15 protein-coding genes, 3 tRNA genes and 1 rRNA gene are annotated in these 16,847 nt (G+C 47.1%); 5 read left to right on the top strand and 14 right to left on the bottom strand.

Annotated features, from left to right (window positions below; all coding sequences use genetic code 11):
- A complete protein-coding gene (locus ABE547_RS01695; protein WP_347377132.1) occupies positions 1–786 on the bottom strand; it encodes a sirohydrochlorin cobaltochelatase in 786 nt (261 codons plus the stop codon).
- Between the two features lie 139 nt (positions 787–925).
- Between ABE547_RS01695 and ABE547_RS01700 the strand changes: the two genes are divergently transcribed.
- Complete coding sequence (locus ABE547_RS01700) at positions 926–1,399, top strand: bifunctional precorrin-2 dehydrogenase/sirohydrochlorin ferrochelatase (protein WP_347377133.1); 474 nt, start codon at positions 926–928, stop codon at positions 1,397–1,399.
- A gap of 47 nt (positions 1,400–1,446) precedes the next feature.
- Here ABE547_RS01700 and ABE547_RS01705 read toward each other — a convergent pair.
- A tRNA-Cys gene (locus ABE547_RS01705) sits at positions 1,447–1,517 on the bottom strand.
- A gap of 4 nt (positions 1,518–1,521) precedes the next feature.
- Positions 1,522–1,593, bottom strand: a tRNA-Glu gene (locus ABE547_RS01710).
- 197 nt (positions 1,594–1,790) lie between these two features.
- On the opposite strand from ABE547_RS01710, the gene ABE547_RS01715 reads away from it, so the two are divergent.
- Positions 1,791–4,013: a DNA topoisomerase III gene (locus ABE547_RS01715; protein ID WP_347377134.1), complete on the top strand. Its 2,223-nt coding sequence runs from the start codon at positions 1,791–1,793 to the stop codon at positions 4,011–4,013.
- 91 nt (positions 4,014–4,104) lie between these two features.
- Here the strand turns inward: ABE547_RS01715 and ABE547_RS01720 are convergent, their stop codons facing one another.
- The 8 genes from ABE547_RS01720 to ABE547_RS01755 all read right to left on the bottom strand — a co-directional run bounded on the left by ABE547_RS01720 (position 4,105) and on the right by ABE547_RS01755 (position 10,547).
- Complete coding sequence (locus ABE547_RS01720) at positions 4,105–5,238, bottom strand: DUF3810 domain-containing protein (protein ID WP_347377135.1); 1,134 nt, start codon at positions 5,236–5,238, stop codon at positions 4,105–4,107.
- 34 nt (positions 5,239–5,272) lie between these two features.
- Positions 5,273–6,094 (bottom strand): purine-nucleoside phosphorylase, encoded by an 822-nt coding sequence (locus ABE547_RS01725; RefSeq protein WP_347377136.1) that lies wholly within the window; start codon positions 6,092–6,094, stop codon positions 5,273–5,275.
- A gap of 13 nt (positions 6,095–6,107) precedes the next feature.
- Positions 6,108–7,301 (bottom strand): phosphopentomutase, encoded by a 1,194-nt coding sequence (locus ABE547_RS01730; protein WP_347377137.1) that lies wholly within the window; start codon positions 7,299–7,301, stop codon positions 6,108–6,110.
- Positions 7,298–8,287, bottom strand: coding sequence for an adenosine deaminase (gene add, locus ABE547_RS01735; protein ID WP_347377138.1), 990 nt, complete (start codon positions 8,285–8,287; stop codon positions 7,298–7,300). The genes ABE547_RS01730 and add overlap by 4 nt, the downstream gene beginning before the upstream one ends.
- A 4-nt stretch (positions 8,288–8,291) precedes the next feature.
- On the bottom strand, positions 8,292–8,735 hold the full coding sequence (locus tag ABE547_RS01740; protein WP_347377161.1) for a cytidine deaminase: 444 nt from the start codon (positions 8,733–8,735) through the stop codon (positions 8,292–8,294).
- Between the two features lie 6 nt (positions 8,736–8,741).
- Positions 8,742–9,395 carry a deoxyribose-phosphate aldolase gene (deoC, locus tag ABE547_RS01745; RefSeq protein ID WP_347377139.1) on the bottom strand — a complete coding sequence of 218 codons (654 nt, stop codon included), beginning with the start codon at positions 9,393–9,395 and terminating at the stop codon, positions 8,742–8,744.
- Between the two features lie 21 nt (positions 9,396–9,416).
- Positions 9,417–10,199 (bottom strand): uridine phosphorylase, encoded by a 783-nt coding sequence (gene udp / locus ABE547_RS01750; protein WP_347377140.1) that lies wholly within the window; start codon positions 10,197–10,199, stop codon positions 9,417–9,419.
- Positions 10,200–10,313: 114 nt separating this feature from the next.
- Positions 10,314–10,547, bottom strand: a complete 234-nt coding sequence (locus tag ABE547_RS01755; RefSeq protein ID WP_347377141.1) for a helix-turn-helix transcriptional regulator — start codon at positions 10,545–10,547, stop codon at positions 10,314–10,316.
- A gap of 130 nt (positions 10,548–10,677) precedes the next feature.
- On the opposite strand from ABE547_RS01755, the gene ABE547_RS01760 reads away from it, so the two are divergent.
- On the top strand, positions 10,678–11,010 hold the full coding sequence (locus ABE547_RS01760) for a hypothetical protein (RefSeq protein ID WP_347377142.1): 333 nt from the start codon (positions 10,678–10,680) through the stop codon (positions 11,008–11,010).
- A gap of 134 nt (positions 11,011–11,144) precedes the next feature.
- On the opposite strand, the gene glp is transcribed toward ABE547_RS01760, so the two are convergent.
- Complete coding sequence (glp, locus tag ABE547_RS01765) at positions 11,145–12,350, bottom strand: gephyrin-like molybdotransferase Glp (RefSeq protein ID WP_347377143.1); 1,206 nt, start codon at positions 12,348–12,350, stop codon at positions 11,145–11,147.
- Positions 12,351–12,648: 298 nt separating this feature from the next.
- Between glp and ABE547_RS01770 the strand changes: the two genes are divergently transcribed.
- Together ABE547_RS01770 and ABE547_RS01775 are read left to right on the top strand one after the other, a co-directional pair.
- Positions 12,649–13,266: an SDR family NAD(P)-dependent oxidoreductase gene (locus ABE547_RS01770; RefSeq protein ID WP_347377144.1), complete on the top strand. Its 618-nt coding sequence runs from the start codon at positions 12,649–12,651 to the stop codon at positions 13,264–13,266.
- Between the two features lie 186 nt (positions 13,267–13,452).
- On the top strand, positions 13,453–14,424 hold the full coding sequence (locus ABE547_RS01775; RefSeq protein WP_347377145.1) for an AraC family transcriptional regulator ligand-binding domain-containing protein: 972 nt from the start codon (positions 13,453–13,455) through the stop codon (positions 14,422–14,424).
- A gap of 39 nt (positions 14,425–14,463) precedes the next feature.
- Here the strand turns inward: ABE547_RS01775 and ABE547_RS01780 are convergent.
- Together ABE547_RS01780 and ABE547_RS01785 are read right to left on the bottom strand one after the other, a co-directional pair.
- Positions 14,464–14,535: transfer RNA gene (locus ABE547_RS01780), tRNA-Asn, on the bottom strand.
- Between the two features lie 104 nt (positions 14,536–14,639).
- Positions 14,640–16,847: ribosomal RNA gene (locus tag ABE547_RS01785) — 23S ribosomal RNA — on the bottom strand; the annotation flags it as partial.

Genomic DNA, 16,847 nt, shown 5'->3' on the forward strand with positions numbered 1-16,847 from the left:
TTATGATCGCATGGCCGTATCCAGATGCTTAAGGAACAACGCCCGCACTTCCGGGTATTCCCCCAGTCCCTTCATACAGCAATCCACCTCGTATCCGGCTCCTTTGCAGAGATTCATCCAGGAATCCTCCTCCGGGCCGGCCATATCTTTCATTGCGTGATTGCCTGCCACGATCAGAAACGGAGCGAGACGAATCCGACCTGCCGAAGTCTTTTTGATCTCACGGAGTGCCATCTCAATCCCAGGCTCTGCCTCTACTGTACACAGATAGATATTCTGTCTCCCGGATTGTCCAAACATCTGATTCATCTGCGCATATGCCGCATTGGCAGTATGTATGCTTCCATGCCCCATCAGTACCAGCACTTCATCCGGATGAAGGTCGGAAAACTCTGTCCGGATGATTCTCACCATCTCTTCCATATCATTCTTTGAGGCAATCAGTGGCTGGCCGAAGACCATCTTCCGAAATCTGTCTTTATATGATTTTGCTTCTTCTTTCATTCGTTCATTTTCAATGCCATCAATTACATGCGTCGGCTGGATATATACCTCCCGGATTCCATCCCCGGCCATCTCTTCCAATGCCTCTTCCACAGTCCGTATCCGTTCTCCGGTCGTTTCCAACAGCTTTCTGATAATTCGTTTACTGGTCCACGCTTCATAAACCGCACAATCCGGATATGCCTGCTGTATCGTATTCCTGATCTTCTCAATCGTTAACTGGCGTGTTCCGGCGTATGCGGTCCCAAAGCTTACAACCAGAATTCCTCTTTTCTCGGCCATATCTATGCTTTCTCTCTTTCCTTTTTGATGTTCCTAATCATACAACATGTCTCTTTCTCTGTCAATTCAGCCTCTTCTGACACTTACATGCTATCTACACATATGGTATGATAAAAGAAAACAGGAAAGGACTCTAAGGATGGAACAGAAACACACACTATATTTTCCTATGTTTGTCGACATCTCCCAAAAGAATATTATTATCATCGGCGGTGGAAATATTGCACAGAGAAGAATCGAAACTCTCCTTGACTTTGCAGAACACATACAGGTCATCGCTCCGGAAGTGACCGATCCAATTAAAGAATGGGACGATCTGGGTAAGATTCACTGGATCTGCGATCAGTATCGTCCAGAATTACTGGAAGGAGCAGAGATTGTTCTTGCCGCAACCAACGATCCCCAATGCAACGAATCTGTTGTCCGGTACTGCAATGAGAATAAGATTATGGTAAATACTGCCCATAAAAAGGAAGCCTGCGACTTCTTCTTTCCCGGTATCGCCAGGAGCGGCAACATCGTAGCCGGAGTAACCGCAAATGGCCTGAACCATAAAGAAGCCAAAAAAGCAAGAGAATGTATCAGCCGGGCGCTGGAAAAATTTTATCTATAAAAACGAACATAAAAAGCCTGTGAAGCAATCAGCTCACAGGCTTTTTAAGGCGCCAACCAGATTTGAACTGGTGATAGAGGTGTTGCAGACCTTTGCCTTACCACTTGGCTATGGCGCCACAATGACTCCGACGGGAATCGAACCCGTGTTACCGCCGTGAAAGGGCGATGTCTTAACCGCTTGACCACGGAGCCATATGTTCACATCTCAAATGCGACCGAAGATTATGTTACCATAGTTTGCTTTATAATGCAAGCTTTTTTTAATTTTTATTTATGTTTTTTTCTAATCTTCTGTTGAAGGCATTGACAAACCCTTTTTCATCCGCTATGTTGAACTCATGTTGAGGCTGTCCCTGAACATGTGAAATAACACAAGGAGATTATTGCTTATGAAATCACTCGTATTAGCGGAAAAACCATCGGTCGCCCGCGACATTGCCCGCGTCCTGAATTGCCATAAAAATATTACCGGCGCCATTGAGGGCAGTAATTATATCGTCACCTGGGCACTTGGCCATCTGGTCACGCTGGCGGATCCGGAAGGATATGATAAAAAATACAAAGACTGGACTCTCTCCAGCCTTCCGATGATTCCAAAAAAATGGGAACTTGTCGTCATCAAACAGACTTCCAGACAATATCAGAATGTAAAAACTCAATTATTCCGAAAAGACGTCTCGGAAATCATCATCGCTACCGATGCCGGCCGTGAAGGCGAACTGGTTGCACGATGGATCCTGGAAAAGTCCGGCTGTCACAAACCGATCAAACGACTCTGGATCTCTTCTGTCACCGACAAGGCAATCCGGGAAGGATTCTCTCATCTACGGGACGAACGGCAGTACAATGATCTGTACAAAGCTGCCAGAAGCCGTGCAGAAGCGGACTGGCTGGTAGGAATCAACGCGACCCGAGCACTGACCTGCAAGTATAATGCACAGCTTTCCTGCGGACGTGTACAGACGCCGACCCTTGCTATCATTGCACGTCGCGAAGAAGAGATCCGCTCGTTTAAAGCAGAAGACTACTACGGCATGAAATGCATAACACAGACGAAAAAAGGCTCTGTTACCTGGACCTGGCAGCACGCAAAAAGCGGCTCTACGCGCTCTTTTCAGAAGGATCTTATCTCCGAACTGGAACGAAAGGTCAATGGTCAGACTCTGACTATCACAGAAGTCAGCCGCTCAGCAAAGCGGACTCCTTCTCCCGGCCTCTATGATCTGACAGAACTTCAGCGCGACGCAAACAGACGCTATGGTTTTTCTGCAAAACAGACACTGAACATCATGCAGCGCCTGTATGAACATTATAAGATCCTTACCTATCCAAGAACGGATTCCCGGTATATCGGGACGGATATTGTTCCTACCATCAAAGATCGTCTGAAGGCATGCTGTATCGGTCCTTACAAGAAGTATATTCCGGAGCTTTTAAAAAAGCCCCTTCATACCAGTAAGGCTTTCGTGGATGACAGCAAGGTCAGCGACCATCATGCAATCATTCCGACGGAAGAATATGTACAGCTGGAGCACTTAGGCAATGACGAGCGGAAGATCTATGATCTGGTTGTCCGCCGCTTTATCAGCGTCCTGTATCCGGCTTTTGAATATGAACAGACAACGATGAAGGCTGCTGTTGCAGGAGAGACCTTTACCGCCAAAGGTCAGATCATTCTCTCTCCGGGATGGAAAACCGTCTACGCCGACAGCACTGCTGCCGAAGATGAAGCGTTTCCTGGCGAAGAGCCGGACGACACCTCTTCTCTGAAAGCTTCCGGTCAGCCCCTTCCTTCTCTGGAAAAAGGAGAACAGCTTCCGGTCAGCCATGTCACCATCACCAGCGGAAAAACCAAACCACCGGCAAGGTTTACGGAAGCAACACTTCTTTCCGCCATGGAAAATCCGGTTCGATACATGGAATCCCGTGACGAAAAAGCCCGCAAAACACTGGGTGAGACCGGCGGCCTGGGAACCGTTGCCACAAGAGCAGATATCATAGAAAAGCTCTTCCACTCCTTCCTGATCGAAAAGAAAGGAACTGAGATTCTGATTACCTCCAAAGGAAAACAGCTTCTGAATCTCGTACCGGAAGATCTGAAAAAACCGGAACTTACTGCGCAATGGGAAATGAAACTGTCCGATATTGCCAAAGGAAAGCAAAAAGATGATGCCTTTCTCCAGGAGATTCAAGAATACACCCGCAGGCTGATCCAGGAGATTCAGAATGACGACGGAACATTCCGTCACGAGAATCTTACCAATACCAGATGTCCGAACTGCGGCAAACGAATGCTCGCTGTAAACGGCAAAAATTCCCGTCTTCTGGTGTGTCAGGACCGAGAATGCGGCTACCGGGAGACCATTGCCCGCATGAGTAACGCCAGATGTCCGAACTGTCACAAAAAGATGGAACTCATCAAAAAAGGCGACGAAGAGACCTTCTTATGTTCCTGCGGTTATAAGGAAAAGCTCTCTGCATTTAAAGCCCGCAGAGAAAAAGAAGGCGCCGGCGTCTCCAAAAAAGACGTCCAGCGCTATCTGAAAAGACAGAAAGAAGAACCGGTCAATAATGCCTTTGCTCAGGCACTGTCCGGAATCAAGCTCGACTAGATCTGTCGTTCTTTCTTTTACTCCTGTGCTTCCGGCTGTTCTTTCAGCCGGGAGTAGTAGGACTCATATCTGTTCTCTGAAGATCCGTTTTTCACTTCTCATACGTTGCCACGATCAGATCTACCATCCGGTCATAGCTGCTGACTCCGTCCTTTTGTCCGTTTGCTTTCAGGTATGTATCATTCACCCGGCTCGACACCTCCGCAACTTTGCCGTCGTACGCCGCCCAGAACGCGCTGTTCGCCTTAAGATCCGTCTCTGCGGACGGCGAAAGTCCTGCCCGTACCTCTTCCCAGGCTTCATAATCCGCCTGATGCAATACATTCATACAATACACCCAGCCTACCAGGTATCCACTATACTGAAATTCCTCATATTCCGAACCGGTACATGCCAGAAACGCAATAAAGTTCGCCTCCTGCTCCTGCATAAATCCCCGAAGATGCGACAGTTCATGGCAGGCAGTAAACGGAATGTAATAATCGACCACATCCGCATTATAATTTGCCTCCACCGTGAACGGAGAATACACACCCGTCAGATTCTGTATGGACAGAATCCACGAATTCAGAAGTCCCTTGGGCTTCGGATAGAATCCGGCCAATTCCGGACAGGTATCACCGAGCTTTTGCATCGCCTCCACCGCCAGCGTATCTACAGAAGTATCTTCACTGCCGGATGAATCCTTCTGCGTATCGGATATTTTCTCAAGACTCATCACCCCGGCGGCGTCTCTGGGGATCTCATCGCTTCGTGCGTTGATCTCCTCTGTCAGCCAACTGCATACTTCCGCCAGCTCTTCCACGGAGTATTCCTCCGTCCGGATTCCCACACTTTCTGCAAAGGATTCCCTCTGATAATTGATTCCACAGTTGACTACATACAGGAAAAACAGCATCCCTGCAATCAGCATAAGCTTCAGACACCATTCTGCCGCCTGCTGCCGCCCCTGCTTCTTTCGGATAATTCCCACTGCCAGCTTGCAGGCAGACAGCAGGATCCACAAGATCAGAAGATACAGAAGCACCTCTGATACAGAAAACGGAAACACGCCCATAATTCTGCCTGTCGTATTCACCCAGATCCGATAGATATGTGTACTGTACCAGTGAGCAAATGTCCCGGAAGCCCTGGCTAAAAGCATCAGCATAAAACCTGCTGCCAGCAGTCCTACTCCGACCATTCCCATCATTTGGTTTTTCTTGTTTCTATTCTCCTTTTTCATCTGTTTCCATACTTTCTAAAATTCTGCCTCACTTCTATATTCGCGTGATGATTCCGGTAATCAGTTCTTTAAATTGTCTGGAGACACGATCTGCTGTCTCCTGCACTTCCGTATGATCCAGCTGCCCGGATGTCATACCGGCAGCCAGATTGGTAATGCAGGAGATTCCGCACACTTCCATTCCCATATGGCGTGCAGCCACAGCCTCACAGGCTGTACTCATTCCCACGGCATCTCCGCCCCAGCTTCTGCACATCCGGATCTCCGCCGGTGTCTCATAAGCCGGTCCGGTAAACTGTACATAGACCCCTTCCTGAAGCCCGATCCCCATGTCATCCGCAGTTTTTCGGATCACTTCCCGCATACGGGCGCTGTATACTTCACTCATATCCGGAAACCTTACACCCAGTTCTTCGATATTCGGTCCGATCAGCGGACTTGGGACAGCCGTAGTAATGTGATCTTTGATCAGCATAAAATCCCCCGGATGATACGCATAATTCACGCCGCCTGCCGCATTAGTAAGGATCAGCTTCTTCGCTCCCAGCATCCCCATCAGGCGTGTCGGAAGCACCACATCCGACATCGGGTAGCCTTCATAATAATGTACTCTTCCCTGCATGATCACTACCGGAACCCGATCCACATAACCGAATACAAACCTTCCCTTATGTCCCGGCACTGTAGAAGTCGGGAACCCTGCAATATCTGCATAATCTATAATCTGTTCAATCCAAATTCCATCTGCATAATCTCCAAGGCCGGAGCCGAGGATCAACGCGACCTCCGGCTGAAACCCGGTTTTCTCTCTGACACTGTCCAGACAGGTTTTTAGTTTTTCATATATTTCACTCATCTTTTTTCCTCTTTCACTGAATCAGTTTATCCAGCACAGAACTTCCGATCGTATCTTCCGGCATTGCCACCCCGAAGTTCTCTGCTACAGTTGCGCCAACCACGGCAAATGTATCCTCCGGCTTCAGCGGTCCCCCATGCTTCATCCGCTTTGAATATGCAACAAACGGAACATATTCTCTGGTATGGTCCGTACCGGTATAAGTCGGGTCATTGCCATGATCCGCTGTCAGGATCAGAAGGTCATCCTCCCGCAGCTTTTCCAGAAGGACTCCAAGATTTTTATCAAATTTCTCGATTTCTCTTCCATAGCCTTCCGCATCCCTTCGATGTCCCCATAACGCATCAAAATCAACCAGGTTCACAAAACAGAGCCCATGGAACTCTTTTTCACAGATCTCTATGGTCTGATCCATTCCGTGTACGGAACTTTCGGAATGGTATGTCTGTGTAATTCCCTCTCCACAGAAGATATCGTGGATCTTCCCCACACCGATCACATCCAGTCCGGCATCTGCCAGCGCATTCAGCACCGTCCGCCCAGTCGGCTTCAGCGCATAATCATGGCGGTTGCTCGTTCGCCGGAATTCGCCCCTCTTCTTTCCTACATAGGGTCTTGCGATCACACGGCCGACTCTCCACTCATCCTTCATAGTGATCTCTCTGGCGATCTCACAGCACCGATACAGATTCTTCAGATCAAATGTTTCTTCATTTCCGCAGATCTGTATCACTGAATCTGCCGAAGTATAGACGATCATCGCTCCGGTTTGAATCTCTTCTTCTCCAAGCTCTTCTATGATCTGCGTTCCACTGGCACTCTTATTGCCGATGACCCGTTTCCCACATCGCTTTTCCAGCTCTTCGATCAATTCCTTCGGGAATCCCGTTTCTGTAAATGTCCGAAACGGTTTCTCTGTCCGGATCCCCATCATTTCCCAGTGCCCTGTCATGGTATCTTTTCCCTTACTTGCTTCCCCCAGACGCATATACCGGCCGGCAGGGCTGTCTACTCCCTCCATGCTTCCTGCAGGATGAAGATTCATAAGTCCCAGCTTTTTCAGGTTCGGAATCTGAAGTGTCCCCATACGTTCCAGAATATGCCCGAGCGTATCCACTCCCACATCCCCAAAGTCCGAAGAATCCGGCATTGCTCCGATTCCAAGCGAATCCAGAACAATTACAAAGATCCTGTTATATTCCTTCATATCGCTTTCACCTCATTACACATCTTTTTATACATCCATTCTTTTGTCCCCGCATCTGCAAAAGCAGTCTCTATCGCATTTTTCATGAACTTCAGAATCTCTTCGTCCCGAATTCCGTAAGTCTTCTGGACAAACTGCAGTTCCTGTACCATAGAAGTATTGCTGACGGTCCGATTGTCTGTGTTGATCGTCACGCAGATACCGGAATCCAGAAATTCTCTGAGCGGATATTCCGCCTCGCTTTTCACTGCCTTGGTCTGCAGATTGCTGATCGGACACATCTCTACGCCGACTCCCGCATCCCGGATCATCTTCTGGATCCCGGGATATCCCCTCATGGCGATACCGTGTCCGATCCTTCCTGCCCCTGCCTGTATTGCTCTTACTATATTCTCTGCATTTCCACACTCTCCGGCGTGGATGGTAAACGGCATTCCAAGAAGCTTTGTTTTCCGGAACAACTCCATGAATTCCGCCATCGGATACTGCGCTTCTGCTCCTGCAAGGTCCACCGCGCATACACCCGCTCCAAGATACTCCCGTGCCGTTCTGATCATCTGATAATTCTGCTCCTCACTGTGATGTCTCATCGCACAGGTAATTACATTATATGCAATTCCAAAGTCCTTTTTCCCCTTTTCCAGTCCCCGAAGAAGTGCTTCTATCACTCTGCGGGTGTTCATCTCCTCTGTCACAGACAAAAGAGGCGCAAAGCGAATCTCCGCATAACAGACATTTTCTCCGGCCATCGTCTTCAGAACATCATATCCAGCGCCTTCCAGACCTTCTTCATCTCTCAGGCAGGCACATGGCAGGTCGAATTTTTCCAGATATTCCGAAAGACTTCCGCACTCCCTCGTCACGCTGAGCTCTTCTTCCGACACAGTCCTTCCCAGCCTCTTCTGAACAAATTCCCGACTGAGAGAACCGTCCAGATGACAATGAAGTTCCACCTTGGGCAGACATATTAATTCTTCTGTCGTCATACGATCACTTCCTTTTTTCAGGCACTGCCGGTTCCAGATTGCCCGGCCCAAATCCCATCGGCAACATCTCTTTTAATGTGTATATCTTGTAGTGTTTTGTATCCGTCGCAAGGATAATCTGAAAGGTATCCGGATTACAAAATTCCATCATAACCTGCCGGCACACACCGCAGGGAGGTGTATATTCCGTCAGAACCCCATCCTTTCCTCCGACGATACAGATTGCACGAAATCTCCTCTCACCCTCGCTGACCGCTTTGAAGAATGCCGTCCTCTCCGCACAGTTTGTCGGAGTATACGCAGCATTTTCAATATTACAGCCTGTATACATCTTCCCTTCTTCTGTAAGGAGCACGGCGCCCACCCGGAATCCGGAATAGGGTACATAAGCATATCCAAGCTGTTCGATGGCCCGTTCTATCATCTCTTCTGCCAGCTGTCTCTCCATCATCCTTCACCTCTCCTGTCTGATCAGCTTAATGATCCGGCTTGTACCAAGCCGGTCTGCTCCCAGTTCCAGAAACTTTTCTGCATCTTCCAGCGAAGCGATTCCCCCTGCTGCTTTGATCTTCACCGCCGGCCCGACATGACGGGCAAATAATTCAACATCCGCAAAGGTTGCTCCCGCTCCTCCGAATCCGGTGGATGTTTTGATGTAATCTGCTTCTGCTCTGGTTACAATCTCACACATCTTTATTTTTTCTTCTTCCGTCAGAAAACAGGTCTCGATAATGACTTTCAGAATCTTATCTCCACAGACATTCTTCAGCGTACGGATCTCTTCTTCAATCTGATCATACCGTCTGTCCTTCAGCCATCCGATATTAATGACCATATCGATCTCAGAAGCCCCGTTCCCGATCGCATCTTCGGTTTCATATTCTTTTGCTTTCGTCGTCATATATCCGTTCGGAAATCCGATGACTGTACAGACAGCCACCTTTCCCTGTACGTATTCACTGGCCTGCCTTACATAAGACGGTGGAATACACACGGAAGCCGTCTGATACCGTACTGCATCATCGCAGATCTGCCGGATCTCTTCCCATGTCGCAGTCTGTGCAAGAAGTGTATGATCTACATGTGTTAATATTTCCTGAATATCCATAATCTTTCCCTTTTTCCTTTATTATTTTTCTTCGGAATCGCTTTGAATCAACAGGCGAACCGCTTCTACCGCTGTCTGTACAGCCATGTCTGTATCATGTACGACCGGATTCTCCAATCCAAGCTTCTCTCTTTCCTGATTGGCGACCACAAGGAAGCATGCCCCCGCTCTTACCCGAAGATAATCAGCGACAATGAACAATGCCGCAGATTCCATCTCCGAAGCCAGACATCCCATACGCTTCCATGCTTCCCACTTGTTCATCAGCTCGTAGCCCGCCGGCTTGGTCTCCGGCTCATGCTGTCCGTAAAAGGAATCTTTGCACTGTACAACTCCTGTATGAACAGGATATCCCTTCTTTTTTGCCGCAGCACACAGTGCATTTGTCACATCCAGACTGGCAACCGCCGGATATTCAATCGGAGCATATTCCTTACTCGTTCCTTCCATTCTGACCGCTCCTGTTGCAATCACGATATCTCCGCTCTTTACCTCTGTCTGCATACCGCCGCAGGTTCCGATCCGCACAAATGTATCTGCACCACAGCGATAGAGTTCTTCCATCGCAATGGAAGCCGAAGGTCCCCCAATTCCGGTCGATGTCACACTGACCTTCACTCCGTCCAGAGTACCGGTATAGGTAACAAATTCCCGGTTGTCTGCAATCAGAACCGGATCTTCAAGATATTTTGCAATCCTGGCACATCTTTTCGGATCTCCCGGCATGATCACATATCTTCCAACCTCACCATTTGCAACCTGTATATGATACTGTCTGCTTGCATCTTCCGAATAGTTCTTCATATCCACCTCTCCTTTTTGCGACATTTTCCCTCTTGTTATAAATATTATAACCCAAAACGCAAATAAGAAAAGAAAAACCTTTGATCTGAGTTTTTCTCAAACCAAAGGTTCCCATTATTCTTTCCCTGATTGTTCCGGTTCTTCCTCCTCAAGCACCAGAATATCTTCAATCCTGCAATCAATAAAGTCACACATCCTTGCAATCGTATTCAGATCAATTCGGACGACCTTGTTTTTACAATAGTTATTCAGCTGCGTCCGCTGTAATCTGCACGCATAACACAGCTGCGTTTTACTGATTCCCTTTTCTTTTAATACATTTTCCAGATTAATTCGTATTTTACTCATTTCACATACCATCCTATTACTTAAAAGTATACTAAGATTGCAGTTGAAAAAGTAGATATGATAATTTACACTGGAAGTAAATACACGTATTTTCATACAGTGTAAGTTTTTATCTATGGTGGTGATAGTCATGAAAAAAAGCAAATTCCCAATCTTCTTTCTACTGCTGGCGGCTGTACTTTTTTTCTGCATTACCTCCTCCAGACCATATCATATAAAACATTCTACCGTTCACACCTATGAAACTTCTACTGAAACAGACCTGTATATTGTGACGAATCGCCCCATTTGGTTCGATCAGTCAAAACTGGCTGAAAATATCGTCTCCGAACAATTCAGACTGAACCGGCCTGCAGGTAAAGTTACTTATCAACTGTATCTGTATCAGACAGAATGGCATTATCAGAACCATGTTCCCTATGCAACACTGACCTGCGATCAGGACGGACGGATAAACCCCTGATTATTTTCCCTGATCTTCAGATATAATATTCCCCTTTTCCTTTCATTTATCGTAAATTTCTTTATTATAAAAGGACTTTCGCAAAATATAGACTATTATATGCGAAAGTCCTTTTTATGATCAATCTTTCTTACTTATAAAAGTATTACTTCAACTTCATCATCTTTTTCAATACGTTCTGTACCTGCCGGAATCACAATCAGACAATTACAGCCACACATGGAGCTCAGGATCCCTGATGCGTTTGACCCGGATGCAATTCGTACCTTCCCATCACTGTAATGCGCACGCACATATCGGGTAACCATACTTTTTTTCGGGAAAGTATTTTCACAGACAGCTCTCCTTCTTTGGATCTTCAGATCTTCTCTCCCGGTCATCTCTGCAAGGAGTGGACGAATAAGAAGTTCCAGATTCGCTACCGCACCATATGGATTTCCAGACAGACACACGAGTAATTTTCCCTGACAGGAAGCACACAATGTCGGCATCCCCGGCTTGACTGCGATTCTCCAGAACAGCTTTTCACAATTCAAAATCTTCAGAACTTCATGCATGATGTCTTTCTTCCCTACAGAGACCCCGCCTGTTGTAACGACCAGATCTGCATCAGTCATCACTTTTTTCACAAGCTCTGCCACTTTTTTGGCATCATCCTCCACGCGCATTTTGGCTGAGATCTCCACTCCCCAGGAGCGTAATCTGGTTACAAGAGCATAAAGATTAGAATCATATATTTTCCCCGGAAGAAGTTCCTCTCCCGGAAGGAGGATCTCGTCACCAGTGGTGATCACTGCAATCCTGGGTCTGCGATATACACACACACGGGTAAGGCCGAGGCTTGCAAGAATCCCTGCCTCCGCCGATCCTAACACAGTACCTTTTTTCAGCAGTATTGTTCCTGCTCTGTAATCTTCTCCTTCAAAACAATAATTTTGCCAGGCTTCTACTTCCTCATAGACATTAACTCTGCTCTCACCATAATCTGTATCTTCCTGCCCGATGATACAATCGGCACCATCTGGTATCGGGGCACCGGTCATAATTCTTATGGCTTCTCCCTCGCCTACCATCTCCTGTACCACATGGCCAGCATCTACTTCAGCAATAACGGTAAGCGTCACCGGATACTCCCGTGAAGCCCCTTTTATATCTGAACTTCTCACCGCATATCCATCAAGCGGAGAACGCGGAAAAGGAGGCTGGTTCCTTTGAGCAACAACATCCTCAGCAAGAACCCTTCCCACAACGTCCCACAGGGCAATTTCCTCACATTCATCAATTTTTTTACCCCTGGAAAGAATCAATTCAAGGGCTTCCTCCAACATAAGAGCATCCATACTTTTATCTCCTTAGTTCTCTCAGCAGAATCTGCACGAATAATCCGAAGTAATATTTCCCAAATCTCCTTCTATATTATCACAATTATCACAAATTTTACACTTCATACTGATTCTGCTGCAGAATTCGTTTTCAATTCAATCCTGCCACATATACCGCATACTCTTCAAATCCATCGTACTTTTTATTTCATCTTTTGGCACGATTTGATAAGAAAAGTGACGTTATATGTCATTCAAATGACACCTGATTTCTGATATTCTGTATATATCAAATATAAGAAATCGGAGGATAGATATGAATCATTTCGCACTCATCACAGGATCATATGGCGGGCTTGGGGCATGCTTTGTAACGATTCATGCCAAAAAAGGCGGTGACCTGATTCTCGCAGGAAGAGATCAGGCAAAGCTGGATGCACAGGCAAAAGAGGTCTCTGAAAAATTTCACGTAACAGCATATACAATTGCGGTTGATCTCTCCAGAGCAGACGCTGCGCAGATCATTTACAACAGATGTAAAGACATTGGAATCCTTCCTGATATTATCATCAATAATGCGGGATTCGGCGGCCAGGGCGATTTTTCAAGAGCTCGTTCCATGAATCAGGATATGGAAATGATTGCAGTTAACATCGAAACGCCCACCCGCATTCTGAAACTATTTCTTCCGGATATGGTCAAAAGAGGCGCAGGAAAGGTACTGAACGTCAGCTCTACGGCTGCCACCATGCCAGGACCACTTCAGGCAGTTTATTATGCGTCAAAAGCATATATCACAAGCTGGTCAAATGCACTATGGAGAGAACTGAAAGGCACAGGTGTTACAGTGACGGCTCTTATGCCGGGCGCTATGGAAACAAGATTTGCTGACGCAAGTAAAATGGCCGGAACAAAACTTTTGCACATCCCGTAGATCCTATGCCTGTGGCAAAAGACGGATATGAGGGCATGCTCAGAGGTAAGCTGAACGTTACCTGCGGACTGCCGGGATGGCAAAAACCTATGATGACACTTGCCCCGCTATTTCCAAAGAAATTTATGCTGGACTTTGTCTACAGTCAGCAAATAGCAGACAGTGCTAAAAAAGGAAGGTGAGAATTTGGATCATTTTATCGTAAACGGAAAATATAAAGATCTGCTAAAATATTACAATCTGGATATCCGGGAAGTCTTGCGTCGCGCAGCGCTTCCGGAAGATATATTAAACCACAAAACCATTCACATGCAGGAAGACGAATACTATCGTTTTATGGATGCCATTGCCTCTTCTTCAAAGGATACTTATCTGGCAATAAAAATGGCGACCACGGCTCAGATAGAATCCTTTTCTCCACCAATCTTCGCATCATACTGCAGCAAGAACGGGGAAGAATGTATTAGAAGACTTGCAAAATATAAAAAACTCATTGGTCCGATGGCATTTATTCTTACCGAAGCTCAGGACAGTCTCAACATTGAAATTATTCCGGGTAATCCCACATACAAGCTCCCTCCTTTTCTGGTAGAATCTGAATTTGCTTTTCTGATTAGCATAATACGAAAGGCAACCAGAGAATCCATTGTACCAGTGAGCATAGAATGTATGGAACTTCCAAATGAACCGGAATTCCTGGAATTCGCAGGTGTAATACCTCGAATAGCAGATAGAAATTCTATTACTTTCCTTCAAAAGGATCTTGAACTTCCATTCATCAGTTACAATGAAGCCATGTGGGATTATTTTCAACCGGAACTCACAAAACGTCTTGTAGATCTGGACACAAACGAATCTGTCAGTGCAAGGGTAAGAAGTGCACTCACAGAACTTCTTCCGGGAGGTCATTTCTGCGTTGATGATGTTGCAGAAATGCTTGGAACATCCAAACGTACTCTCCAGCGTAAACTTACAAAAGAAAACACTACATTCCAAAAACAGTTAAACAACACCAGAGAACTATTAGCCATACATTATATAAAACATACCAGTATGAGCACTGTAGATATTGCATATCTTCTCGGATACTCTGAAGTAAATTCATTCCTGCGCGCTTTTACAATGTGGACAGGGAAAAAAATAAGAGACTACAGATAGAGAAAAGCCAGTAAAGAATGTTTTTTACTGGCTTTCAAACTCCCCGAGTTGGGCTCGAACCAACAACCCCACGGTTAACAGCCGTGTGCTCTACCATTGAGCTATCGAGGATTACCTATATTATTATATCCCCCTGCCTGTCAAATTGCAAGAGGTTTTTCATATGTACCTTCAAAACTGCATACAAGAAATCATCCACTTACCTATCACCTTGCTTGGTCATGCCCTCGACCGATTAGTATCAGTCAGCTCCATGTGTTACCACACTTCCACCTCTGACCTATCTACCTCGTCGTCTTCAAGGGGTCTTACTACTTACGTAGGGATATCTCATCTTGAGGGGGGCTTCACGCTTAGATGCCTTCAGCGTTTATCCCGTCCCGGCTTGGCTACTCTGCCATGCATCTGGCGATGCAACAGATCCACCAGCGGCCAGTCCATCCCGGTCCTCTCGTACTAAGGACAGCTCCTCTCAAATATCCTACGCCCACGCCGGATAGGGACCGAACTGTCTCACGACGTTCTGAACCCAGCTCGCGTACCGCTTTAATGGGCGAACAGCCCAACCCTTGGGACCTACTTCAGCCCCAGGATGCGATGAGCCGACATCGAGGTGCCAAACCACTCCGTCGATGTGAACTCTTGGGAGTGATAAGCCTGTTATCCCCAGGGTAGCTTTTATCCGTTGAGCGATGGCAATCCCACTTTATACCACCGGATCACTAAGTCCTACTTTCGTACCTGCTCCACCCGTCGGTGTCGCAGTCAAGCTCCCTTCTGCCTTTGCACTCTTCGAATGGTTTCCGTCCATTCTGAGGGAACCTTTGAGCGCCTCCGATACCCTTTCGGAGGCGACCGCCCCAGTCAAACTCCCCACCTGACATTGTCCCCCGACCAGTTCATGGCCGCTGGTTAGAAACCCAATACTGCAAGGGTGGTATCCCAACAGTGGCTCCAAGACAACTGGCGTCATCTCTTCTCAGCCTCCCACCTATCCTGTACATGCAATACCGAATCCCAGTATCAAGCTGGAGTAAAGCTCCATGGGGTCTTTCCGTCCTGGCGCAGGTAACCAGCATCTTCACTGGTACTTCAATTTCACCGGGTGCATTGTTGAGACAGTGCCCAAATCATTACGCCTTTCGTGCGGGTCGGAACTTACCCGACAAGGAATTTCGCTACCTTAGGACCGTTATAGTTACGGCCGCCGTTTACTGGGGCTTAAATTCAAGGCTTCGCTTGCGCTAACCTCTCCTCTTAACCTTCCAGCACCGGGCAGGCGTCAGCCCATATACTTCACCTTTCGGTTTTGCATAGACCTGTGTTTTTGCTAAACAGTTGCTTGGGCCAATTCTCTGCGGCCACCTCTCGATGGCACTCCTTCTCCCGAAGTTACGGAGTCATTTTGCCGAGTTCCTTAACAATGCTTCTCCCGTCGGCCTTAGGATTCTCTCCTCATCCACCTGTGTCGGTTTACGGTACGGGCTTAAGTAAAACTATAGCGGCTTTTCTTGACGCATGGCTCACACGCTTCCCTACTCTTAATTCGGTCCGCATCACGTCTTCAGATTGTTACACGGATTTGCCAATGTAACTCCTACCTCGCTTGCACCGGATTTTCCATTTCCGGCTCGTGCTCTCCACACGTGTCCCCACAGTTCTGTTTACTTAAGGTACAGGAATTTCAACCTGTTGTCCATCGACTACGTCTTTCGACCTCGCCTTAGGCCCCGACTTACCCAGAGCAGATCAGCTTTACTCTGGAAACCTTAGATATTCGGCCGGAAGGATTCTCACCTTCCTCTCGCTACTCATTCCGGCATTCTCTCTTCAATACAGTCCACAGCTCCTTATCGGTACTGCTTCTTCCCGTATTCAATGCTCCTCTACCAATCCTTTATGGATTCCTGAGCTTCGGCAGTGTGTTTCAGCCCCGGACATTTTCGGCGCAGGACCTCTCGACTAGTGAGCTATTACGCACTCTTTGAATGTATGGCTGCTTCTAAGCCAACATCCTAGTTGTCTTTGAAATCCCACATCCTTTTCCACTTAACACACATTTTGGGGCCTTAGCTGCAGGTCTGGGCTCTTTCCCTTTTGACTGCCCAACTTATCTCGTGCAGTCTGACTCCCATACACCATCTACACGGCATTCGGAGTTTGATATTCTTCGGTAAGCTTTGACGCCCCCTAGGAAATTCAGTGCTCTACCTCCGCAAGACTTGTATGAGGCTAGCCCTAAAGCTATTTCGAGGAGAACCAGCTATCTCCGGGTTCGATTGGAATTTCTCCCCTATCCACACCTCATCCCCACCCTTTTCAACGGATGTGGGTTCGGACCTCCATTGCCTTTTACGGCAACTTCATCCTGGACATGGATAGATCACCCGGTTTCGGGTCTGCTCCGACTGACTTCTCGCCCT

Source organism: Dorea sp. YH-dor226 (genome assembly GCF_039832105.1).
In the GTDB taxonomy this organism is placed as follows: Bacteria; Bacillota; Clostridia; order Lachnospirales; family Lachnospiraceae; genus Dorea_A.